This window comes from Paenibacillus cisolokensis (assembly GCF_050481165.1).
In the GTDB taxonomy this organism is placed as follows: domain Bacteria; phylum Bacillota; class Bacilli; order Paenibacillales; family Paenibacillaceae; genus Paenibacillus_AH; species Paenibacillus_AH cisolokensis.
Map to the genome: position 1 here is coordinate 1 of NZ_JBCNFP010000117.1, position 22130 is coordinate 22130.

Consider the following 22130-nt stretch of genomic DNA (forward strand, 5'->3'; position numbering starts at 1 on the left):
GTTTTACGTTCATCATAGCTAAATCTTAAAAAGCAGCGTATGGGCAGAAATAAGGCGTGTGATATTCGTTAGAGAAACGTGCTGTCTGGGAATAGCGTTCTGCCTGAGGAGAAACGTCCTGTCTGAGAGTAACGTCCTGTCTAAGAGTAACGTCTTGTCTGAGAGTAACGTTCCGTCTGAGAATAACGTTCCGTCTGAGAATAACGTTCCGTCTGAGAGTAACATCCTGCCTGAGGAGAAACGTCCTGTCTAAGAGTAACGTCCTGTCTGAGAGTAACGTTCCGTCTGCGTGAACGAACCGAACTTCGGCTCATACCCTCCGCTGGATGCCGAAGCGCTCGAACCGTTCATGTCTTGGTCGAACGCGCTTTCGGCCGAATACCGGTTGAAGAAACAGCATCGTCGAAGTCTGCTCCCGCCGCTAGGTGGGGGCTATTCGACGTTCACCCGGAGGTTCTCAACAGGCGTCCGGTGGGGCTGGCGAACGCATAAGGCCCTGCAGGTGCGCAAACATGCGTCCAACGGAGTTGGCGCGAACGCATAAGGCCCTGCAGGTTCGCAAACATGCGTCCGACGGAGTTGGCGCGAGTGAGTAAGGCCCTGGAGGTTCGCAATCGCCCGGCGGGGGCGGGACGACGGAGTCGTTTTTGCTTATGCTGACCGTCCGGAATATCCCAAATCGTTGGCGGTGGAATGGGGGCGCTTATGGTAGAATGAAAAAAGAAATACATACTTTTGATTTGGGAAAGGAGCATGAAAACGATGAAGTACCGGACACTCGGACGGACGGGACTGAAAGTGTCGGTCGTCGGCATCGGGACGTGGCAGTTTGGCGGAGAATGGGGCGTCGACTACACGCAGTCGGATGTGGACGCCATCCTGGGCAAAGGCAAGGAGCTTGGCATCAATCTGATCGATACGGCGGAATGCTACGGGGATCATCTGTCAGAGAAGCTGATCGGCGGCTATCTTCGCCGCGACCGGCGCGAGGATTGGATTATCGCGACGAAGTTCGGCCATCATTTCCATGCTCATCTGAAGCGAGACGACCGCTCCTCGGCGGAGGATGTGAGGGAGCAGCTCGAACAGTCGCTGCGGGCGCTCGGCACGGACTATATCGATATTTACCAATTCCATTCGCTCTCCGACGAGCGTTTCAACAACGACGACATGTGGACGATGCTGGACAAACAGGTTCAGGCCGGCAAAATCCGCCATCTGGGCATCTCGATCGGCTACAACGGCAATATTTATCAGACGAAAAACGCCACCAAAGTGAAGGCCGACGTCATTCAGGTCGTGTACAACCGGCTAGACCGGACGCCGGAGGAGGAAGTATTCCCGTCATGCCAGGATCAGAACCTCGGCGTATTGGCGCGGGTGCCGCTCGCCAGCGGCTTTCTGAGCGGAAAATATTCGAAGGACAGCGTCTTCCCGGAAAACGATGTGCGGGCGAGCAAAGGACGCAACGATCCCGAAGGACGAATCAAAATGATCGAAGAGGTGGAAAGAATCCGCAAGGAGGAAGTGCCGGAAGGCGTCAATATGGCGGAATGGGCGCTCGCATGGTGCCTCAAGCACCCGGCCGTGACCGCGGTCATTCCCGGCTGCAAGGATCCTTCCCAGGTGGAGAGCAACGCCAGGGCGGCGGAACTGGTCCAGGAATAACGGCATACCGGAACAGTGGAACCGCGGCCTCTATCCGACGTAGAAAATGATATAGTCGCAGAACGACGATTGATGATTATAGAAGAGCGCCGAATCAGTGCGCTACATGCGTCTAGGGGTAGAGAGCGGGGGGAAATGCTGTGACAGTGTTGAAAGCGGACATTCGCTTTGCCGGATACGAAGAGAAAAAGCCGGTCATACGCGATATCGGATTCGAGGTCGGGGCCGGCGAACTGGTCGGACTGATCGGACCGAACGGCGCGGGCAAAAGCACGACGATCAAGACGATTCTCGGGCTGCTGCGGCATATGGAAGGCAAGGTGCAGGTGCTGGGGGACAACGGCCGGTATGCGTACGTGCCCGAACAGCCCGTATTGTACGAATATATGACGCTATGGGAGCATCTGGAGCTGGCTGCGTCGGCCTATGAACTGAACGGTCCGCAACTGGCCGAACGGGCCGAAGCGCTTCTCCGGCGTTTCCGGTTGTCCGACGCTCGCGACCAGTATCCGGTCAAATTTTCCAAAGGAATGCAGCAGAAGACGATGCTCATTATCGGGTTTATGCTCGAGCCGGACGTCTACATCGTCGACGAGCCTTTCGTCGGGCTGGACCCGCGGGCGACGCGGGACTTTCTGGAGTTGTTGGAATCGGAGCGGAAGCGGGGAGCGGGCATCCTCATGTCGACGCATGTGCTGGATACGGCGGAGCGGATATGCAGCCGCTTCGTGCTGGTCAACGCCGGAACGGTCGTCGCTACCGGCACGCTGGATGAGGTTCGCGAACAAGCGGGGCTCGCGCCGGACGCTTCGCTGTTCGACTGCTTCGACGCGCTGACATGAGGGGAGGCCAAGCGATGGGACATCGATGGACGCCTCCCCGGCTGTTCGCGAAACGGGTCGCGTCGTTCTGGAGGAGCCAGTACAAAGTATGGAAGACGGCGCTTGACTGGACCGTATGGCTCTATCTGCTCATCCCCGGACTGTGGATTTGCGGCGGCTTGTATGCCGACCTATGGCGGGACGAGCCCGCCTGGCTCTCCAACATCCCGCTGGCGATCGGGAGCGTCGCCTTGCTTCTGCTCGGCGTGCTGTCCGGAAGACTGCGCGTTTTTGTCGAAGAGGCGGACCTGCTGTTTCTGATGCAGCGGCCGCGATGGGTGAGAACGCTGGCGAAGCTCGGCATCGTCTATACGGCTGCGGGGCAGATCGTCAAGACCGCCGTGCTGTTTGTTGTTGCATTGCCTTGGCTGGCGCTCGGCCTAGACCTGCAAGCATGGCAAATTATAGGCTGGGCGGCGTTCACCGCGCTGTGCGGTCTGCTGTCCTCGCTCACCTTCGCCATGATGGAGACGCGATATCGCAGCTGGCGCAAATATGCGGCCGGGACGGCGCTCGTCATCGTGCTCTCGGCAATCTATATCGTTCCCGTCGCCGTAGTTTTAAGCGAGCCGGTACCGTTCGCGGCTTCGGTTGCGGCTGTGCTTGCAGCCGTCTTGCTTGCAGCCGTCGCACGGCTTAGACAGCGCGGGGCATTCGAAGCCGATATCGCGCGCGAACGGAAAGCGCGGCTTTCCAGCACCGAGCTTCTAATGAGCCAGGTGATCGAGAAGAAGCCCGTCATATCGTTCAAGCGGCCGCTTTTATTTCGCCGTTCGGGACGCATTTTTCGGGGCAACGATCAGGCCGATGTCATAGCGGGGCAATACATCAAATCGTGCCTGCGCCAGTTCCGGCTGATAAGAGTGCTGTACGGCTATTTCGCCGTATCGACGGCCGCCGTCGCGCTTTCTCCTGCCGCTCTCGGACTCGGGCTCGCGGCGGCGGTGCCGGTATTGCCCTCCATCTGGCTGCAGGACGGGTGGCGCGGCTGGCTGAACGAGCCTTTTATGGCGCAATTCCGCTGGCGGAAGACGGCGCTTGCGAAAGGCGGCAACCGGGTCCGGTTTTGGCTGCTGTTGCCGGGAACCGTCTGGCTTGCCGCCTATGCCGGCTGGAGAGCGTTCGGCTGGTGGGGAGCGCCGCTTGCCGCAGCAGCCATCCTCGGATGGTCGGCGCTGCTTCAATCGGTCATCGGCAGTTTGATGACGGTTCGTCAGGAGGAGTCCGGGATATACGGGGACGAGCGGGAACGAATGGAGGAGCCCGTTTCCGGGCACACTGACGAGAAAAAGGAAGATCGACCATGATGATAGCCAACAGCAGCACCGCCCTGTTGTTTCAATTCAGCGATGCCGCATCCGCCGCCGCAGCCTGCGATACGATGATCGAGCTCGGTTACGATTCGATGCTAGCGGAGGATGCCCGGCTTCATCTTCATTTGGAACGGGACGACGTCGTCTCGGCACTGGAAATTGCGCAAGCCCACGGAGGCCGGCTGATCGAAACGTCGCCGCTGCTCGAAAGCTCGTTGGCTGACGGCGTCTATGCGATGGATCAGGTGCCGATTCCGGCTCATATCGTGAACGAGGATTGGACGGAAGCGTACGCATCCGGCGATGAGCCTGCCGACGAAACGCGGGATGGCACCGAATTGCCGTTCAACGGTTTTCCGGTCGAGGAGAACGGCTGAAAGTCCCGGTATCGGCGGCGGATCGCCCCAATTTCGGTTTCCGCCCCGGATTACAAAGCAACAGCCTTCCATGTCCGCCTGTCAGGCGGGCACGGAAGGCTGTTTGCGCTTTGTCTAGCGGTGAACCAGCATAGCTTTCGCCGCCGCGCTGGAACCGGCCGTATAGCCGGTCGAGAAAGCGGCGGTAATGTTATAGCCGCCCGTATACCCGTGCACATCGAGCACTTCCCCGCAGAAGTAAAGCCCGGGCAGCAGCTTCGACTCCATCGTCCGCGGGTCGATTTCTTTCAGATGAACGCCGCCTCCCGTGACGAACGCTTCCTCGATGGACAGCGTACCGTTTACGCGGACGGGCAGCGATTTCATCTGCATCGCAAGCTCCCGCCACGGTCCTCTCGGAATGTTGGCATATGTGACTTCCCCGTCAATGCCGCACCGGTTAAGCAGAAACAGCAGCAACCGCTCCGGTATGTACCCTCGCAGCGCATTGCGCACCGCCTTTTTGGGCTCGTTGCGCGCCAGCTCCAGCGTTTCCGCATAGATATCGTCGGCCGATTTGTCCGGCAGCAGATCGATCGCCACGGTAACGGTTTCCGCACCCGAACGCTTCAGCGCCTTGACGACGAATTGGCTGCATCTTAGCGCCGCAGGGCCGGACAGGCCGAAGTGGGTGAACAGCATATCGCCTTCGTGCGCGACAAGCTTCTTCCCTTTGCTGTCGTATACCGTCAGGACGACGCCCGAGAGGGAGAGCCCCTGCAGCTCGCGGCTTTGTATCCATGGCTCGGGGGAGGTCAGCGGCACTTCGGTCGGGTACAGATCGGTAATCGTATGGCCGGCTTGCTTCGCCCATTCGTATCCGTCCCCCGTCGATCCGGTGCGCGGCACGGACTTGCCGCCGGTGGCGACAATAACCGCCGAAGCGCGGACCGTTTCGCCGGAGGCCAGCCGGATGCCGCGCAGCTCGCCGCCCTGGATGTCCAGCGAATCCACCTTTACGTTGACCCGGATTTCCACCCCGAGCGAACGGACTTTGCGAATAAGGGCGTCGACGACGCTTTTGGCCTTGTCCGTTACCGGGAACATGCGGCCTTCATTCTCCTCTTTGAGCCTGATGCCCATTTCCTCGAAAAAGGCGATAATCTCCCGGCTGCCGAACTTGCTCAGCGCACTGTGCAAAAACTTCCCGTTTCCCGGAATATAGCGTATCAGTTCGTCCGGTTCCTTCCGGTTGGTTACATTGCAGCGGCCGCCCCCGGAAATCCCGAGCTTGCGCCCCAGCTTGTCCCCCTTGTCGACAAGAAGCACGGAAGCGCCGGCGGAGCCGGCGGCAACGGCGGCCATCAGACCGGCAGGTCCTCCGCCGGCAATTATGACGTCATAATTCATGGATGCTCCTTTACAAAATAGGCATTCGCCCGTCTGTTCTTCACGTGTTATATTAATTGTAAATAATTTCGCGGCAAATACCAAATGGACAGCCGGCAATAAGAAAAGGTCTGGGGGAGGTCTTCACGGATGATTCACACGGAATGGAAGCTGGCGGCTTCGGACGGACTGACGCTGTACGCCAGAGAATGGCTGCCTGCCGAACGCGAGGCGGTCGGAACAGTCTGTATTGTGCACGGTATGGGCGAGCATAGCGGCCGCTATGCGGAGCTTGCCGGCGCGTTCGCGGAAGCCGGCTTTGCCGTATTGGCGTACGACCAGCGCGGTCACGGCCGTTCCGCCGGCCGGCGCGGCCATTCGCCCTCGATCATGGCGCTCGTAAGCGATGCGGGCCTGCTGCTGGAGGAAGCGCGGACGCGGCATCCCGGCCTGCCCCGTTTTCTGTACGGGCACAGCATGGGCGGTTCCGTCGCGCTGAACTGTGCGCTTCGGCTGCGGCCCGGGCTTGACGGACTTATCCTGTCGAGTCCCTGGCTGCGTCTGGCGATGCGCGTGCCCGCGCTGAAATTGCGGATCGGCCGGATAATGGCCCGGCTTTGGCCGACGCTGCCGCAGCGCACCGGATTGAAACCGGGCGATCTGTTTCGGGCCGCGTCCGACGCAGCGCCGCAGCCCGATCCGCTGAACCACCTGTGGATTACGCCCGGCATGTTCGTTGCGCTGGAGGAAGCGGGCGAATGGGCGCTTGCCCATGCGCGGGAGCTGGATACGCCGCTCCTGCTGATGCACGGGACGGCCGATCGCGTCACTTCGTTCGAGGCCAGCCGGGAATTGGCCCGTCAGGTCGGAAGCCGCTGCGAATTTGTGCCGTGGGATGGCGGCTATCACGAGTTGCATCGCGATCTGGACAAGGATGACGTCATCCGGCATATGACGCGCTGGCTTAAGGCAAGGCTCCGTTCAAAGCCGCGCGAGCCGTTCCGCGAATGACCGGCCGAATGACGGAAGCGTTCGTATGCGCGCATCTATCAATCTATCGCCGGTTGAACCCACAGATTGTAAAAAAAAGAATACATATGATTTAATCGGTAATATCAGGAGGATAACCGCACGACAGATGGGGGGAAAATGATTTTCGGTGTGGAAGGAAATGCTGCTGCAAGCCATCCTGGCGCTTGTACCCGCGCTCGCTTTCCAAATACGGTACGACAGGTCGGACAGTTGGAAAGAAGTTTCCCTCTTGCTGGCTGCACTGTGCGGCGGAGCGATGGCTCTATGCATGCTGACGTCATATGTAGTTGACGGCTATGAGCTGAATCTGGGCCTCAGCCCTTATATACTGGGTTCTCTTTACGGCGGATTGCCGACAATGGCCATGTTGACCGTGCTGTACATAGGGCTGCGGGCGATATGCATGGACGCATCATGGGAGCTTGCAGGATTTCTATCGTTTCTTATGATATTTGTTCCGCTTCTGGTGCTGACAATCCGGCCGTTCCGGCTGGCGAAGCGCCACGATCGCATGAAAATGGCATGGATGCTGGCCGGCGTGCTGTATGTGTGCCATGTCGTGCTGTATGTCGTTACCGTCCGGGCGTCGAATATGCCGCTCGATTTCGGCTGTCTGCTGCAAGTATTTGCTTTTAGCACGGTCGGATTGGCGGTGCAGTGGGCCTCTTTTTTTATTGTCGAGAGCGTAAAAGAAAAACAGCAGCTGCACGAACAGCTGCAGCATATGTCCGGCAATTTCCGCAACGAAGCGCAAAAGCTGCAGCAGTTTATCGATGAAACGAGTCTCGGCGTCGTCATTGTCGACAGGGAAGGCCGCATTACGCATATTAATGAAATGGCCATGCAGCTGTTTCATAAAAATGTGAACGGACGCAGCCGGTTGGAGCTGATTGGCCTTTCGTTCCCGCGTCTTTCGGAAGGAATCGACAAGGAGAGCCAGGAGCTTCTGTACGGAGCGCTGAAGGGCAAGCAAGCGACATCCCACCTTAGCAAAACGGATGCAAAAACCTATGTCAAAACGTCGTTCTCCATTCGCGATCTGCAAAGCGGAGCGATAACCGGAGCCGCGCTGATCTTTTACGACGTGACCGAACTGAACTGGCTCAGGGACGAGCTCGGGCGGATGGAACGCCTCAGCCTCGTCGGCCAGATGGCTGCCAGCATTACCCACGAAATTCGCAATCCGATGGCCGTCATCCGCGGTTTTGTCCAGTTGATGAGAGAGCGGAGCCCCGATCATCTGCAGGAATATTTCCGCATCGTGCTCGACGAGCTCGACCGGGCGAACAGCATTATTAACGACTTTCTATCGCTTGCCCAGAACCGGATGATCGAGAAGGAGCGCTGCTCGCTCAACAGCATTATACTCGAGCTGCTGCCGCTGCTGATGGCCGACGCCAACATGAGGGGGCTCAAGATCGAGCTCGATCTGGAAGAAGATCTTCCCGAACTCGAACTGAACGAGAAGGAAATCAAGCAGCTCATTCTCAATCTGGTGCGCAACGGAATGGAAGCGATGGAGGATAAGGGAGAAATACGAATCGCGGCCTTCGCCATCGAAGACGCTGTCGTCTTGCAGGTTACGGACGAAGGCATTGGCATTCCGGAGGAGAAAATCGAGCGTCTGTTCGAGCCGTTCTTTACGACCAAGGAGCGCGGCACCGGCTTGGGACTGCCGCTTTGCCTGAGTATCGTGGAGCGACACAACGGCGTCATCGAGGTCGAATCGCGCGAAGGAGAGGGGACGACGTTCACCGTCAAGCTGGGGCTCGAGCAGCCCCCGGCCTAACCGGGCATAACGGGATGTGCGGCGTCGCATACTAACGTTGGAAGGAGGTTCCAACGTGCACAAAAACAAGAACCGTGGCCAAAGGAAAGCCGGGGACGAGCGTCCGTCGAAGGCGCGCGAGGCGCCGCTCGACCATACGCCGGAAGTGCCCGGCATCGACAGAAGGCTGAACGGCCCGAACCGGCCGGCGGAATAGGGAGCGATATCGAATGAGCAAGGACGACCCCTCTTACGATCCGTTCGAAATCGAATTTTTGCCGCAGTTTCGGAAAGGCCGGGGGCCGCGCGAGCCGTTCGTGAATGAATACGGCGTCGTGATCGGCGATCACGAATACGATTCTCCGGAGTCGCCGCTGAGCCAATGGACGGAGGATACCGACCCGGCGATTATGGCCGGCGATCAGTGGGTTCATCCGTTTAAGGATGTCGGGTTCCACACCGCGGAAAATCGCGAATATTTCGAACGCGGCATTGCGCCCGCGTCCGGCATTTTCATGCACCCGCAAGAAAATGCCGGTTACCGCTCGGGCGAGCTGGCCGGTCATGCGGCCGCAGACGAAGAAGAAAGTTCCGCGGATGATGCGGATGACAATCCGGAGGACAGATAACGGCATGACAGCTCGCGGCCGCAAGCCGGCGGACGCGCCGCCTGTTCGGGCGGGCGCGCGCCACGAATGCCGGCAGCGGCGGGAAGGCGGCCTATTCGCGGCCGCCTTTTCTCTTTGCTTTCAATACGGACCGGCGGTATAATAAAAGTCAAATGAGGAAGAGAAGGAGTGGATTGCCCCATGTCGATGTCATTTGAGCGATATATGTTGGATATGGTTCAGCCGATGCGCGACGAGTTGACCCGTATCGGCTTTCAGGAACTGCGGACGCCGGAAGAAGTGGAAGAGAAGCTGCCGAACGCCAAAGGAACGGCGCTTGTCGTCGTCAATTCCGTTTGCGGCTGCGCGGCCGGCCAGTGCCGCCCGGGCGTGGCGGAGGCGCTTCGTCACGATGTGACGCCGGATCACCTGTTTACGGTATTTGCCGGACAGGACAAGGAAGCGACGGCGAAAGCCCGCGAATACTTTGCGCCGTACCCGCCTTCCTCGCCTTCGATCGCGTTGATGAAGGACGGAGAACTGGTATATTTCATCGAACGGCACCAAATCGAGAATCGCTCGGCGGCGGAAATCGCCGCGGATTTGACGGGAGCGTTTGACCGTTTTTGCCGGTAGGGAGGCGCAGGCGAAGATGAGCATGCAGCAGGAAATTATCGAGCGGTTCGGCGTAAAGCCCAGCATCGATCCGGAGCAGGAAATTCGCAGGCGCGTCGATTTTCTGAAGGATCACGTGCGCAAGGCGAACATGTCCGGGCTGCTCATCGCGATCAGCGGCGGCATCGACAGCGCCGTAGCGGCCGGCTTGTGCAAGCGGGCGACCGACGAGCTGACCGCCGAGACGGGCAAGGAGTATATGACGCTCGGCGTATTTCAGCCGTACGGGAAGCAGGAAGATATTGACGACAGCTACGCTGTGGCCAAGGCGTTCAACCTGAAATATACGGTCGAAACCAATATCGAAGACGCCGTCGACGAGATCGCGCTGGAAGTCGAGCACGCGTTCAAGTCGCTCGGCATCCACCGGCATCTCAGCCGCGGTGCCAAGGGCAATGTGAAGGCGCGTACGCGGATGGTTACGCAATATGCGCTTGCCTTCGACCTCAATCTGCTTGTCGTAGGCACCGACCATGCTTCCGAGGCGATTACCGGATTTTTCACCAAATGGGGGGATGGCGCGGTCGACATTACGCCGCTCAGCTCCCTGAACAAGCGGCAGGTGCGGCAGCTCGCCGTCGTGCTGGGCGTGCCGGACAGCGTGCTGAACAAGGCGCCGACGGCGGGATTGTGGGAAGGCCAGACGGACGAAGGCGAACTGGGTATTCGTTACGAAGACAACAGCGATTATTTGGAAGGCAAGGAGATCGACGCGGCCGTGCGCGAGAAGCTGGAGCAGCAGTATTTGAAGACGGAGCACAAGCGGTCGCCGATTCCGGGCATCTAATGCGGGTGACGAAAACTGATTATCGGCATCGGGCATGATCTGGTCGACATCGGACGGGTGGCCGGGCTGCTGGAGAGCGGCTTGGCCGCCCGCTTCTTGGAGCGGGTTCTGACTTCGGGCGAGCGCGAACTGGCCGCAGGCTGCGCGGAGAAGCGGCGCGCGGAATTCGTCGCCGGCCGTTTCGCCGCGAAGGAAGCGGTCGTCAAGGCGCTCGGCTGCGGTATTGGCGCCAAAGTATCGTTTGCCGACATTCATATCGGCAAAGACCCCATGGGTAAACCGGAGGCGCTGCTGACCGAGGCGGCATGGAAGCGGCTTGGACTCGACGGAAGCCGCATCCGCCTGTTCGTTACGATCACCCATGAGCGCGGCCTTGCATCGGCGTTCGCCGTCGCCGAAGATCGGCCCGACTCGGGCATGCGTCTCATTCGTTAACCGGCGAGTTTTTCGAGAGCAGGGGTTGTCCTTTAGCCGTTGGCGGCGGACGCCCCTTTTTTTGCTGGCAGCACGGTTATTTTTTCGCGGCGAGCCATTGCGCGAGGCGCTCGATATCTTCCGGCGCAAGCCGGTCCTTGAACGCAGGCATCAGCCCTTTGCCGTTCTCGATTTGCGCGTAGATCTCCGCTTCGCTCATCCGCGATCCCACCTTGCGGAGATCGGTCTTTTCGCCCATCCGGCCATTGAGGCCGCTGGCATGGCAGGACATGCAGTTGTCTTTGTATAAGGCGTTGACTTCAGGCGAACCGTCCAGCGCGGACTTGCCGTTGTTTGCGCTGCCGCATCCGGCGGCCAGCAGTACTGTCCAAGCTATGGCCGCTCCCGCGATGAAGCGGACGAATACGCCGTTATGTTGAGCCACATCGGTTCCCTCCGTATCCCGTATGATCACCTACAGTATAGAAGGTTCCGGCACACCGGGCAAGTCAGGCTGCTTTTGCCGGAGTATTCGCGGGAGTGCCGTGAGAATGCCGTGAGAATGCCGCGAGAATGCCACGGGAATACCGCGGCTCCTTCTTGTCCTGTATAATAGGGAAGAGCGCTTGACCCGCGACGCATTGAACCAACTATGAAAGATTCGAAGAACGGCACCGGTACTCGCCCAAGCCGCTATCGCCAAATGCCTGGGAGGGAGGGGAGAGCCTCATGACAGCGGAAGACGCAAAGTCGTTTTTTAGCCGCGAGCTGCTGCTCTGGTATCGCGCCTCGAAGCGCGATTTGCCCTGGAGACGCAGCCGCGATCCTTATCGCATATGGGTATCCGAAGTGATGCTGCAGCAAACCCGGGTGGAAACGGTAATTCCGTATTACGAACGGTTTATGGAACGGTTTCCGACAGCGGTCGCGCTGGCGGAAGCGCCCGAGGAAGAAGTGCTGAAGCTGTGGGAGGGGCTCGGCTACTATTCCCGGGCCCGCAATTTGCAGGCGGGAGCCCGGGAGGTTGCCGAGCTGTACGGCGGCGCCGTGCCGGACGACAAGGAAGCCGTTGCAAGGTTGAAAGGCGTAGGTCCTTATACGGCGGGCGCCATTATGAGCATCGCCTTCAATCGTCCGGAGCCGGCGGTCGACGGCAACGTCATGCGGGTGCTGTCCCGCTATTTCTGTCTGGAAGACGATATCGCCAAGCCGTCGACGAGAAAGAAGATCGAGCGCTTGGCCGTATCGCTTATCCCGGAAGGCGCGGCCAGCGATTTCAATCAAGGGCTGATGGAGCTCGGCGCTCTAGTCTGTACGCCCAAATCGCCGGGCTGCCTCACATGTCCGGTCATGGCGCAGTGCGCGGGACGGCTTGCCGGCAAGGAACGGGAGCTGCCGGTCAAGACGAAGGCGAAGCCGCCCCGTCCCGAGCTGCGGCTCGCCGCGCTGATCGTCGGCACCGGCCCGCGCGCCGGGCAGGTGCTCGTGCGTCGCCGCCCCGATCGCGGCCTGCTCGCCCGGATGTGGGAGCTTCCGCATATCGAGCTGGCGAAAGGCTCGAGCGAGACCGCGCTGTTTGGCGGCAATGACGACGCCGTGCACCGGCAGCTGGCCCGACGTCTCGCGGCGGAACTGATGCGGGAGACGGGGCTGCCGGTCCGTCCGTTAGGCTGGCGCGAGGATGCGGAGCATGTGTTCAGCCACATTCATTGGCATATGCGCGTCTACACAGCCGAATTGGACAGCTCTGGCGCTTTCCGTTTCGAGGGAGACGATCGTACCTGGATTGCCGCGGAAGCTGCCGGTGTTTATGACGCGGGCCTTTTCTGCGAGGACGAACAAGCGGCGCCGCTGCTGGCGGCGGCGGCCGGCGATCTGCCCCCCGGCTACCGCTGGATCGGACCGGAGGACATGGGTGAATTGGCATTTCCGAACTTGTTCTTGCGTATTCTAAATGCATACTGGCAGCAAGAAGGGAACGCTGACGCGATGGACGATGAGATGACGAACGGGGGAATTATCGGATGAGCCCAATGTTGAAACTGCTACTGACCGAGAAAATTGTGGCGATTTTGCGGGGAATCGAGGACCGGCATGCCGACCGGACGGCAGAAGCGCTGCTTGCCGGCGGCATCCGGCTGCTCGAAGTGACGATGAATACCGATGGCGCGGCGGCGATCATCGAGCGTTGGAGAAGCAAGTACGGCGGTCAGGCGGCAATTGGCGCCGGAACGGTGCTCGATATGGATATGGCGCGGGAAGCCGTGGCGGCCGGCGCGCAATTTCTGATCTCGCCCAATCTGGACGAAGCGGTCGTCGCATACGGCGCGGCGCAGGGCGTCTCCGTATGGCCCGGCGTCATGACGCCGACGGAAATTGTCCGCGCCTGGAAGTCGGGCGCCGAAGCGGTCAAAATTTTCCCGGTGGCCTCGCTTGGCTATAAATATTTGGCCGAGCTTCGGGGGCCGTTGAACGACATTCCGATGATGGCGACGGGAGGCGTCGACTTACATAATATTGCCGATTATTTCCGTGCCGGGGCGAACGCCGTCGGAATGGGCAGCAAGCTGGTCAATCTCGAATGGGTGCGCGACGGAAGGTTCGATCTGATCGAGGAGAGGGCTCGCGGATTCGTCGAGGCGGTAGCCGAATTATAGTGCGGATTTCAAAGGCCGCGCAATGCGATGCGATCGCTTGCGCGGCCTTTGAAGTTCGTGAAAAAAAACAAAGGACCTGCGGCGCTGAAGCCGCAGGCTGCAAGAGAGAATATATGATAAAGGGGGGTCATGTCCCTTATTATAGAAGAGCAAGATGAAACGAAGATGAAGGAAACATTACAGTTCGGTTACAAAGGTGAATGATTCGCGTTTTCCAACATCGGGTTGAAAGCGACGTTAGCCCGCTGCTGCCTGCCGGATGACAGCCGGGATGCGGCTGGCGAGGAGCGAACATGAGATTCCCAGGCCGGACATATATATGGAAGCGAGTGGAAGCCTGGGTGCCGTTTGTGGTACATTAATGGGAAAATCAATGGGAAATCGAATGCCGTCAGGAGGTCTCATGCGCAAACCGTATTGGATACTGTTTATGGCGGCCGCGCTGCTCGTCTTCGGCTTCGGACGGTATGACGGCTGGCGGGACGCTTTGGCGGCCGCGGGCATGCCGGAAGCGGATGCCGCCGCGGCGCCGCTGACGCCGGAGCGGCTGGAAGCGGAACTGGCCGCCAGGCTGCCGGAGCGGCCGGACGAATTGAAGCTGTCGTACGCGGGCGATCCGAAGCAGCTGTCAGCCCGGCTGCCGCAGCTCATTCGCGGCGCGCTGGACGGTCATGACGATATCGCGTACATTCTGGATAAGTTCTACTACACGATTCGAACCCGCGACGGGGTATCGGTTATCGATATCAGTTTGAAATATCGCGAAACCAAGGCGCAATCCGCAGAGGTCGAACGTCAGGCGGCGGCCGCGCTGCAGTCGCTTATCGCGCCGCAGATGAACGATCACGAGAAGGTGAAGGCGATCCACGACTGGATCGTCCGGCGGCTCGCCTATGACGAGTCACTGCGTCATTATACCGCGTACGAGGCGCTCGACAGCGGTTTTGCCGTCTGCCAGGGATATGCCCTGCTCGCTTACAAAATGCTGACGATGGCGGGGATCGAAGCGAAAATCGCGGAAGGCGCCGTCGATACCGGCGAACATGTCTGGAACATGGTCCGGCTGGACGGCCGCTGGTACCATCTCGACGTGACATGGGACGATCCGTTGCCGGACCGGGGCGATGCAGTCAGCTACCGGTATTACCTGCTGACGGACGCGGAGATGCGGCGCGACCATCGATGGGAGCGGAGCTATCCGGAGGCGCCGGCGGAGTACCGCGAAGCGCTGGCCGACCTGGCCGCGCAAGGCGGAGAAGCCGGCGAACGGTTCGCGGCGCTGGAGCGGGAAATCGGGCTCATCTGGCTTAAGCCGGAGCGTACGGCCTCCTCTGCCGCCGAGCTGCGCGACCGGATCGCCGCGGCGATGCGCGAGGGCGGCGAGTCGCTGCGTATCCGGTATGCGGACGGCGGCGCCGCCACGCGGGATTTGAAGGCGGCGTTCGCCGGGTTGGACGGCTACCGCTCGTACCGGGCGAAATTCGAGCCTTACCGCGGCGACGGTTCGGTGCTGGTCGATATTAGCTGGGAGCTGCAATGAAGTTTGCTTCCCTATGAAAACACCCCATCCCTTTGCCGCTTCGAGCGGCAGCGAGCTTCGGAGCCCGCAGGGATGGGGTGTTTTCGGATTGCACGGGCTTTCGTCTCAGCGCCCGTCTTCACGTTCCGCGCGGCGGCTGGCCGTCATCTGCTGCCATACCGTCCCGGCCGCTTCCTCGCCGCGCTCGATCCGCTCCAGCGCCATCTTCGCCTGGAGGCGGATTTCGAACTCGGGGTCTTGCGCCGCTTCGCGCAGCGCATCGAGCGCGGTTTCGTCGCCCGCTTCATACAGGAAGCGGGCTGCGCGCCAGCGGACAAGCTTGTTCTTGTCCCGCAGCGCTTCGATCATCGGTCCGATCGCGGCGGGATCGCCGAGATCGGACAGCGTATCGCCGGCCGTCCGCCGCACCGAGGCGGACGGATCGCGCAGCGCCTTGAACAGATGCGGCAGCGCTTCGGGGATACGCAGGTCGCCGAGATAGACGACGGCGAGCCGGCGCACCGAGACGTTGTCGTCCGCCAGCGCCTTGGCGAGCAGCGGCAGATGCTCCGGCTCCGGCGACATGCGCTCCAGCGCGGCGTAGCGGACGCGCCAATCCGGCGACTCGAGCCGCTCCGCAATTTCCGCCGCGGTCAGCTGGCGCGGACGGACGACGGGCTGCTGCGCTTCCCCGGTCTCCGCGCCCATCGCCTTCGCCGCTTCGACCAGCTCGCGCAGCCGCTCCGGCGGATAAGCCGCCTCCAGCTCGCGGACGACCTCCGCCGCGATCTCGGCCGGCTCCCCGTACCGGACGCCGAACTCCTCCAGCTTGCGCTCCCTTATCATCGTCGCGCCGGCCGCCTCCTGCACCGCCTCCGCGAACGGCTGCGGCAGCGCGGCGCGCTCTTCCCGATCGCCCATCCGGACGCGCACCTGGATCGGAATGCCGCGATACATCTGTACAAGCACATGGGCTTCGCCGAAGCCGTCCGCGGCAGTGCCGGGCTTATGGGCTTCGCTGTCGGCTTCCGCCGCCTGCAGCAGCTTGCGCACCTCGTCGAGGATGCGCGCCCAGTCCGCGCCCGGCTTCCGGTCGAGGGCGATGAAGTCGGCGGTGCGGAACAGCCCTTTCACCCCTTCGATGGCCAGCAGGCTGCGCAGCGGCTCCGGCGCTTTCTCCGCCTCCTTGGCCGAATACGTCTCATGCTTGCCCCGCGCCAGCGCCTCGTCGACGTTCAGTTTCATCGTATTGGGGCTTGGCGTCGGCTCAACGGAAATCAGTTTCACTGCGTATCCCTCCTTGATGCGTCCTTTCCTATCAGTTTACCTCAAATCCATTTCCGATGCGAATCGGCCGAATGCAGGGCGATCTCCGGTTAAAAGGTTCTCATTTGATTTGGCTCCCGGCAATTGTTATCTTAGAGCATAGAGAAACGCGCTGCAGAAGGTGAGGGATAACGTTGCGCCGAACCCGATTCGACAATCTTGATCCGGTGCGCACGGAGAAAACGTTCCAGCAATTCAAGCGCTGGCGGCAGGAGCGCATTCGCAAGCTCAGAAACAAGGACTATTCGTATACCGTCCCGAACGTGACGCCGGATCTCGAATATTTGCACGGCAATCGGCAGCATCCGTCCTTGACGTGGATCGGCCATTCCACTTTTCTGATCCAGCTTGGCGGACTGAATATTGTGACCGACCCGGTATGGGCCGGACAGATGGCGTTTCAGCGTCGCCTGGCGCCGCCCGGCATGCCGATTGGCGATATGCCGCCGGTCGATGTCGTGCTCGTATCGCATTCGCATTACGATCATTTGCATATCCCCTCGCTTCGCAAGCTGAACGGACCGAAGCGGCTGCTCGTCCCGGCGGGCCTTTCGAGCAAGCTGAGGCTGAAAGGCTTCTTCGACGTCGACGAGCTGAATTGGTGGGAGTCCGCCCGGATCGGGGACGTCCGGTTTACGTTCGTCCCTGCCCAGCATTGGACCCGGCGCACCCCGTGGGACATGAACCGCTCCCATTGGGGAGGCTGGGTGATGGAGCCCGTTGCGGAACATCCGGAAACGGCGCGCGCGACGAAGGCGGACAGCGGCCGCCCCGCTCCGGCGCGGGAGAGCGGCCGATCCGACCTGGCGGGGGACAGCGATCGGTCCGTCCTGCCGACGGACAACGGCCGATCCGACCTGGCGGGGGACAGCGATCGGTCCGCCCTAGCGGGGGAAAGCGATCGGTCCGCCCCGGCGCGGGAGAGCGGTCGATCCGACCTGGCGGGGGAAAGCGATCGGTCCGCCCTAGCGGGGGAAAGCGATCGGTCCGCCCCTGCCGCTTCTTCCGGCCGCCCGGTTGTCTCCCGCAACCCGACGCTGTATTTCGCCGGAGACAGCGGGTATTTCCGCGGCTTCCGCGAAATCGGCCGGCGGTTCGCCATCGATGTCGCCATGATGCCGATCGGCGCCTACGATCCGGAGTGGTTCATGGGCCCGCAGCACGTGACGCCGGAGGAGGCGCTGCAAGCGTTCGAGGATACGGGCGCCGGCCTGTTCGTGCCGATGCATTACGGTGCGTTCAAGCTTGCCGACGACACGCCCCGCGAGGCGCTGGACCGGCTCGAAGCCGGGCGGGCCGCCCGCGGAATCGACGAAGGGCGGATCATCGTCCTGCCGCACGGGGAAACGTGGCGCCTTGACGGCGTATGACTTGCGGGGCGGCGAGCCGCATCCGAACAAACCAAACTTGAACAACAGAATGCCAAATGCGCACATCGTATTCCGGACGAATATCCGGTATACTCGGACATAGCAAGTTCAAGACTTAGTCAACCTGGAGGTCAATGCAATGAGTGATTCACCAATCCGCCTCGGCATTATCGGGGCTGGCGCGATAGGCAACGTCCATATGGAGGCGTTCGGCAAGACGGAAGGCGTCGAAGTGACGACGGTAACCGACGCTTATCTCCCGCTGGCGGAGAAGCGCGCGGCCGAGCACGGCATCGGCCATGTGCATGAGAATCCGCAAGCGCTGCTGGATGACCCGGCTGTCGATGCCGTCGTCATTTGTGTGCCGAACCAGTTCCATGCTCCCCTTGCGATCGAAGCGCTGGAGAAGGGCAAGCATGTGCTGCTCGAGAAGCCGATGGCCATCGATGCGGAGGCGGCTCGCGCGATCGTCGAAGCGAAGAACCGTTCCGGCAAAGTGCTGATGATGTCGCATCAGATGCGATGGTCGGGCATCAGCCGCGCGCTCAAGCAGGAGATCGAAAACGGCCGCGTCGGCCGCATTTACAACGCCAAAGCCGGCTGGTGGCGCAAAAAAGGCATTCCCGGCTGGGGCTCGTGGTTTACCCGCAAAGATATGGCTGGCGGCGGTCCGCTCATTGATATCGGCGTCCATATGCTGGATCTGTCGCTCTATTTGATGGGCAACCCGAAGCCGGTGTCCGTTTACGGCACCACATACGCGGAATTCGGTCCGAAGCGGCTCGGCACAGGCAACTGGGGGACGCCGAATTGGGACGGCTATTACGATGTCGAAGACCTGGCTACCGCGCTGATCAAGCTGGACAACGGCGCGACGCTGTCGCTGGAAGTGAGCTGGGCGGCGCATGCGGCCGGACTTCCCCAGGAACCGTTCATTCATCTGATGGGAACGGAAGGCGGCGTCGCCATGATCGGCGACAAAGGCAAATATGTAACCCATGAGGGAGACGAAGTCGTCGAGAAAGATGTCGAACCGCTAGCAGGCGAGAGCGACCGCTTGCTGCTGAACCGCCATTTCGTCGAATGCATCCGGGAAGGCAAGGAACCGATCACTTCGGCGATGTCGGGTTATACGAACAGCCGCATCCTCGACGCGATCTACGAGTCGTCGCGGACCGGCCACGAAGTGAAGCTGAACTGGGACTGACGCGCACGGACAAGGCAATCGGATCTCATTACGATCCGGTTGTCTTTTTTTCATGACCCGTCGGGACAGCGGAAATGAAAAAACGGCCTGAACGTCCGTCATTGGTCCCCTCTATCGGACTTTTCGCATCAATTATGCTATAATCAGTGGATGAATAGCAATGAGAGGCGGGATTGGACGAATGATCAGTACGAGCGGCGTTTCGCTCCGTTACGGGAAGCGGGCGCTCTTTGAAGATGTAAATATCAAGTTTACACCCGGCAACTGTTACGGGCTTATCGGCGCCAACGGCGCGGGCAAGTCGACGTTTCTGAAAATATTGTCCGGAGAGATCGAGCCGACGAGCGGCGAAGTTCATGTGACGCCGGGCGAACGGCTCGCGGTGCTGAAGCAGAACCATTTCGAATACGACGAGTTTCCGGTGCTTGAAACGGTCATTATGGGACACAAAAGGCTGTACGACGTGATGAAGGAGAAAGACGCGCTGTACGCGAAACCGGATTTCACCGACGAAGACGGCATGCGCGCGGGCGAGCTGGAAGCGGAATTCGCCGAAATGAACGGCTGGGAAGCGGAGGCGGAAGCGGCGGAATTGCTGAACGGCCTCGGCATTACACCGGATTTGCACGATAAGCGGATGGCGGAGCTTAGCGGCAACGAGAAGGTCCGGGTGCTGCTGGCGCAGGCGCTGTTCGGTCGCCCGAACATTTTGCTGCTGGACGAACCGACCAACCATCTGGACATCGAATCGATCAGCTGGCTCGAAAATTTCCTGACCGACTACGAAGGTACCGTCATTGTCGTCAGCCACGACCGGCATTTTCTGAACCAGGTATGTACGCATATTGCGGATATCGATTTCGGCAAAATCCAGCTGTATGTCGGCAACTACGATTTCTGGTACGAGTCGAGCCAACTGGCGCTGCAGCTGATGCGCGAGCAGAACAAGAAGAAGGAAGAAAAGATCAAGGAGCTGCAGGCGTTCATCCAGCGCTTCAGCGCCAACAAGTCCAAGTCCAGGCAGGCGACTTCGAGGAAGAAGCTGCTTGAAAAAATTACGCTGGACGACATCCGTCCTTCGAACCGCAAATATCCGTTCATCCAGTTCAAGCCCGAACGCGAGGCGGGCAAGCAGCTTCTGCTTGTCGAAGGGCTTACGAAGTCGGTAGAAGGCGAGAAGGTAATCGACAACCTGACGTTTACGGTGAACAAAGGCGACAAGATCGCTTTCGTCGGGCCGAACGGTCTGCCGAAAACGGTGCTGTTCCAGCTGCTGATGGGCGAGCTTGCGCCGGACGCCGGGTCATTCCAATGGGGCGTGACAACGTCGCAGTCTTATTTTCCGAAAGACAACTCGGCGTACTTCGACGGCGTCGATCTCAATCTGGTCGATTGGCTCCGCCAATATTCCAAGGAGCAGGACGAGACGTTCATTCGCGGCTTTCTCGGCAGGATGCTGTTCTCCGGCGACGAGGCGCTGAAAAAAGCGAGCGTCCTCTCCGGCGGCGAGAAGGTGCGGTGCATGCTCGCCAAAATGATGCTGTCCGGGGCCAACGTGCTCATTATGGACGAACCGACGAACCATCTCGATCTCGAGTCGATTACGGCGCTCAACAACGGGCTCATCGACTTCGACGGCACGCTGCTGTTTACGTCGCATGACCATCAGTTCGTGCAAACGGTGGCGAACCGGATCATGGAGATTACGCCGAACGGACTGATCGATCGCGTCATGACGTACGACGAATATTTGGAGAGCGACGAAATTAAAGCGCTGCGCGAGCGGATGTATGCGGCCGGATAATGCGAACCCCGGCTGAAACGGACCGGCGCGGCTTGCAAAGACGGATCTTCCGGCAAAAACGGGAGGTCCGTTTTTGCTGCGCGGCGGTCCGCGGCGGACGCGGAGAATGCCCATTTTATAGCTTTCGAAGGCGACTTTTTCGGATTTTTCGCGTATAAATCCATATGCAGCCGCTGGCGCGATGGCGAATCATGACGGAAAAGGTCGGTCGATAGTCACCTTTTTCGACACGGCGGGTTGCGAAGAGCGGAAAATCGTTGTAGCTTAAAATAAACGGCAATTTTGGATGACAAGGAGCGAGCGAAAGTGTCCTTTTTTGACAAAATGAAGCAGAGCGCGACGGAAGCGGCCCGAAAAGCGCAGCAAACGGTTGAAGTGACGCGACTGAAAGCGCAAATTTCCTCCCGCGAGAAGGAGATCGAAAAGGTTTATACGCAAATCGGCGAGGCGGTGTTCCTTGCGTATGCGGCCGGCGATACGGCGCAATCGGAAAGCGAAGTGACCGCCCTGTGCGAAAGGGTGAAGAGCATTCGCGACGATATTGCCGAGCTTGAACGCCGGATCAAGTTTATCCGCATGGAGAAAACTTGCGAGTGCGGCCGGGTCGTCGGCATGGATGTCAAGTTTTGCCCGGATTGCGGGCGGCGTTTTCCGGATGAGCCGGTTTTCGAGGAGCCGCGCATCATCATATGCAGTTCCTGTCATGCCGACAACGAGCCGAATTCGAAGTTTTGCGCTTTCTGCGGTTCCGACTTGACCGGCGGTAACGTTCGGGAGCCGGAAGACGCACGGGTATATCTGGAGGAGCCGGCAGCGGCAGAATCGGATCAAGGTTCGTCCCAGGCCGGTCCCGGCGAATGGCAGGAGGACGGCGAGCCCGTTCGCGCTTCGGGCGATACGCGGCCGGAGACGGAAGTGCCGGCCGGGCATGCGGACGCAAGACCGGGCGGCGGATCGGAACGGGCTGCGGAGCAATCGCGGCCGACGTTCGGCTGGTCCGACGAGACGGCGGCCGGGGAAAGCGGGCCGGCACAAGGCTCCATATCGACTTCGCGCTATAAGGAAGTATACTATCGCGAGACGTTTCAGCGGCCCGAAAGCTACGTCCTGGACGAGGACGACGGGCAGCCGTCTCAGGCCGGGCCGGACGAACGCGAACGCGAAGTCTCGCTCGACCGCCGTCACGGCGAAGGCTCGGGCAAACCCGGCGACGACAGCCGATAGTCCGGCCGCTTGCGCCCCTGTTCGGCTGGTCCGGACAGGGGCTGCGCTTTGTGCGGCGCTATCCGCATGGCGCGGACGGGAGCGGGCGGGTGAGGGCGGTCAAGGGTGCAGCCTGAATGCGCCGGGGCGGCC

At 60.3% G+C, this 22130-nt stretch carries 21 protein-coding genes; 18 read left to right on the forward strand and 3 right to left on the reverse strand.

Features of this window, described 5'->3' with window-relative positions:
• The first annotated feature begins 762 nt into the window (after nt 1–762).
• From ABEV74_RS18595 to ABEV74_RS18610, 4 genes are all read left to right on the forward strand, one after another.
• On the forward strand, nt 763–1668 hold the full coding sequence (locus ABEV74_RS18595) for an aldo/keto reductase (protein WP_430148344.1): 906 nt from the start codon (nt 763–765) through the stop codon (nt 1666–1668).
• 140 nt (nt 1669–1808) lie between these two features.
• Nucleotides 1809–2510 (forward strand): ABC transporter ATP-binding protein, encoded by a 702-nt coding sequence (locus ABEV74_RS18600; protein ID WP_430148346.1) that lies wholly within the window; start codon nt 1809–1811, stop codon nt 2508–2510.
• Nucleotides 2511–2524: 14 nt separating this feature from the next.
• On the forward strand, nt 2525–3856 hold the full coding sequence (locus ABEV74_RS18605; RefSeq protein ID WP_430148349.1) for an ABC transporter permease: 1332 nt from the start codon (nt 2525–2527) through the stop codon (nt 3854–3856).
• The gene (locus ABEV74_RS18610) at nt 3853–4239 is read left to right on the forward strand and encodes a hypothetical protein (protein WP_430148352.1); all 387 of its coding nucleotides are present in this window, start codon (nt 3853–3855) and stop codon (nt 4237–4239) included. The genes ABEV74_RS18605 and ABEV74_RS18610 overlap by 4 nt, the downstream gene beginning before the upstream one ends.
• 114 nt (nt 4240–4353) lie before the next feature.
• Here ABEV74_RS18610 and ABEV74_RS18615 read toward each other — a convergent pair whose 3' ends face one another.
• Complete coding sequence (locus tag ABEV74_RS18615; RefSeq protein ID WP_430148355.1) at nt 4354–5628, reverse strand: BaiN/RdsA family NAD(P)/FAD-dependent oxidoreductase; 1275 nt, start codon at nt 5626–5628, stop codon at nt 4354–4356.
• 129 nt (nt 5629–5757) lie between these two features.
• Between ABEV74_RS18615 and ABEV74_RS18620 the strand changes: the two genes are divergently transcribed.
• The 7 genes from ABEV74_RS18620 (at nt 5758) to acpS (ending at nt 10912) form a co-directional block, all read left to right on the forward strand.
• A complete protein-coding gene (locus tag ABEV74_RS18620) occupies nt 5758–6618 on the forward strand; it encodes an alpha/beta hydrolase (protein WP_430148358.1) in 861 nt (286 codons plus the stop codon).
• Between the two features lie 148 nt (nt 6619–6766).
• Nucleotides 6767–8428 carry an ATP-binding protein gene (locus ABEV74_RS18625; RefSeq protein WP_430148360.1) on the forward strand — a complete coding sequence of 554 codons (1662 nt, stop codon included), beginning with the start codon at nt 6767–6769 and terminating at the stop codon, nt 8426–8428.
• 55 nt (nt 8429–8483) lie between these two features.
• Nucleotides 8484–8624 (forward strand): hypothetical protein, encoded by a 141-nt coding sequence (locus ABEV74_RS18630; protein WP_430148363.1) that lies wholly within the window; start codon nt 8484–8486, stop codon nt 8622–8624.
• 13 nt (nt 8625–8637) lie between these two features.
• Nucleotides 8638–9036 carry a DUF3905 domain-containing protein gene (locus ABEV74_RS18635; protein WP_430148365.1) on the forward strand — a complete coding sequence of 133 codons (399 nt, stop codon included), beginning with the start codon at nt 8638–8640 and terminating at the stop codon, nt 9034–9036.
• Nucleotides 9037–9216: 180 nt separating this feature from the next.
• A complete protein-coding gene (locus tag ABEV74_RS18640) occupies nt 9217–9651 on the forward strand; it encodes a BrxA/BrxB family bacilliredoxin (RefSeq protein ID WP_062495599.1) in 435 nt (144 codons plus the stop codon).
• A 16-nt stretch (nt 9652–9667) separates the two neighbouring features.
• On the forward strand, nt 9668–10477 hold the full coding sequence (gene nadE / locus ABEV74_RS18645; protein ID WP_062495597.1) for an NAD(+) synthase: 810 nt from the start codon (nt 9668–9670) through the stop codon (nt 10475–10477).
• Nucleotides 10478–10504: 27 nt separating this feature from the next.
• The gene (acpS, locus tag ABEV74_RS18650) at nt 10505–10912 is read left to right on the forward strand and encodes a holo-ACP synthase (protein ID WP_430148420.1); all 408 of its coding nucleotides are present in this window, start codon (nt 10505–10507) and stop codon (nt 10910–10912) included.
• 76 nt (nt 10913–10988) lie between these two features.
• On the opposite strand, the gene ABEV74_RS18655 is transcribed toward acpS, so the two are convergent.
• The gene (locus ABEV74_RS18655) at nt 10989–11336 is read right to left on the reverse strand and encodes a c-type cytochrome (RefSeq protein ID WP_430148368.1); all 348 of its coding nucleotides are present in this window, start codon (nt 11334–11336) and stop codon (nt 10989–10991) included.
• Nucleotides 11337–11620: 284 nt separating this feature from the next.
• On the opposite strand from ABEV74_RS18655, the gene mutY reads away from it, so the two are divergent.
• From mutY to ABEV74_RS18670, 3 genes are all read left to right on the forward strand, one after another.
• Nucleotides 11621–12919: an A/G-specific adenine glycosylase gene (gene mutY / locus ABEV74_RS18660; RefSeq protein WP_430148370.1), complete on the forward strand. Its 1299-nt coding sequence runs from the start codon at nt 11621–11623 to the stop codon at nt 12917–12919.
• Nucleotides 12916–13548 carry a bifunctional 4-hydroxy-2-oxoglutarate aldolase/2-dehydro-3-deoxy-phosphogluconate aldolase gene (locus tag ABEV74_RS18665; protein WP_062495589.1) on the forward strand — a complete coding sequence of 211 codons (633 nt, stop codon included), beginning with the start codon at nt 12916–12918 and terminating at the stop codon, nt 13546–13548. Before mutY ends, ABEV74_RS18665 begins: the two co-directional genes overlap by 4 nt.
• A 403-nt stretch (nt 13549–13951) precedes the next feature.
• Nucleotides 13952–15088 (forward strand): transglutaminase domain-containing protein, encoded by a 1137-nt coding sequence (locus ABEV74_RS18670; RefSeq protein ID WP_430148372.1) that lies wholly within the window; start codon nt 13952–13954, stop codon nt 15086–15088.
• 105 nt (nt 15089–15193) lie between these two features.
• On the opposite strand, the gene ABEV74_RS18675 is transcribed toward ABEV74_RS18670, so the two are convergent.
• The gene (locus ABEV74_RS18675; protein ID WP_430148374.1) at nt 15194–16354 is read right to left on the reverse strand and encodes a conserved virulence factor C family protein; all 1161 of its coding nucleotides are present in this window, start codon (nt 16352–16354) and stop codon (nt 15194–15196) included.
• 173 nt (nt 16355–16527) lie between these two features.
• Here ABEV74_RS18675 and ABEV74_RS18680 point away from each other — a divergent pair, with 173 nt between their 5' ends.
• The 4 genes from ABEV74_RS18680 (at nt 16528) to ABEV74_RS18695 (ending at nt 21998) form a co-directional block, all read left to right on the forward strand.
• Nucleotides 16528–17763, forward strand: a complete 1236-nt coding sequence (locus ABEV74_RS18680; RefSeq protein WP_430148376.1) for an MBL fold metallo-hydrolase — start codon at nt 16528–16530, stop codon at nt 17761–17763.
• A 139-nt stretch (nt 17764–17902) separates the two neighbouring features.
• On the forward strand, nt 17903–18970 hold the full coding sequence (locus ABEV74_RS18685) for a Gfo/Idh/MocA family protein (RefSeq protein ID WP_430148378.1): 1068 nt from the start codon (nt 17903–17905) through the stop codon (nt 18968–18970).
• Nucleotides 18971–19151: 181 nt separating this feature from the next.
• Entirely contained in the window at nt 19152–20774 is a 1623-nt protein-coding gene (locus ABEV74_RS18690; protein ID WP_062495579.1) for an ABC-F family ATP-binding cassette domain-containing protein, read from the forward strand.
• 306 nt (nt 20775–21080) lie between these two features.
• Complete coding sequence (locus ABEV74_RS18695) at nt 21081–21998, forward strand: zinc ribbon domain-containing protein (protein ID WP_430148381.1); 918 nt, start codon at nt 21081–21083, stop codon at nt 21996–21998.
• The last annotated feature ends 132 nt before the right edge of the window (nt 21999–22130 follow it).

Bases quoted from the DNA above. Each gene is read 5' to 3' on its own strand.
- ABEV74_RS18615 (WP_430148355.1), bottom strand. From the start codon at position 5,628: ATGAATTATGACGTCATAATTGCCGGCGGAGGACCTGCCGGTCTGATG.
- ABEV74_RS18595 (WP_430148344.1), top strand. From the start codon at position 763: ATGAAGTACCGGACACTCGGACGGACGGGACTGAAAGTGTCGGTCGTC.
- ABEV74_RS18665 (WP_062495589.1), top strand. From the start codon at position 12,916: ATGAGCCCAATGTTGAAACTGCTACTGACCGAGAAAATTGTGGCGATT.
- ABEV74_RS18685 (WP_430148378.1), top strand. From the start codon at position 17,903: ATGAGTGATTCACCAATCCGCCTCGGCATTATCGGGGCTGGCGCGATA.
- ABEV74_RS18640 (WP_062495599.1), top strand. From the start codon at position 9,217: ATGTCGATGTCATTTGAGCGATATATGTTGGATATGGTTCAGCCGATG.
- ABEV74_RS18635 (WP_430148365.1), top strand. From the start codon at position 8,638: ATGAGCAAGGACGACCCCTCTTACGATCCGTTCGAAATCGAATTTTTG.
- ABEV74_RS18605 (WP_430148349.1), top strand. From the start codon at position 2,525: ATGGGACATCGATGGACGCCTCCCCGGCTGTTCGCGAAACGGGTCGCG.
- ABEV74_RS18690 (WP_062495579.1), top strand. From the start codon at position 19,152: ATGATCAGTACGAGCGGCGTTTCGCTCCGTTACGGGAAGCGGGCGCTC.
- ABEV74_RS18670 (WP_430148372.1), top strand. From the start codon at position 13,952: ATGCGCAAACCGTATTGGATACTGTTTATGGCGGCCGCGCTGCTCGTC.
- nadE (WP_062495597.1), top strand. From the start codon at position 9,668: ATGAGCATGCAGCAGGAAATTATCGAGCGGTTCGGCGTAAAGCCCAGC.
- ABEV74_RS18620 (WP_430148358.1), top strand. From the start codon at position 5,758: ATGATTCACACGGAATGGAAGCTGGCGGCTTCGGACGGACTGACGCTG.
- mutY (WP_430148370.1), top strand. From the start codon at position 11,621: ATGACAGCGGAAGACGCAAAGTCGTTTTTTAGCCGCGAGCTGCTGCTC.
- ABEV74_RS18610 (WP_430148352.1), top strand. From the start codon at position 3,853: ATGATGATAGCCAACAGCAGCACCGCCCTGTTGTTTCAATTCAGCGAT.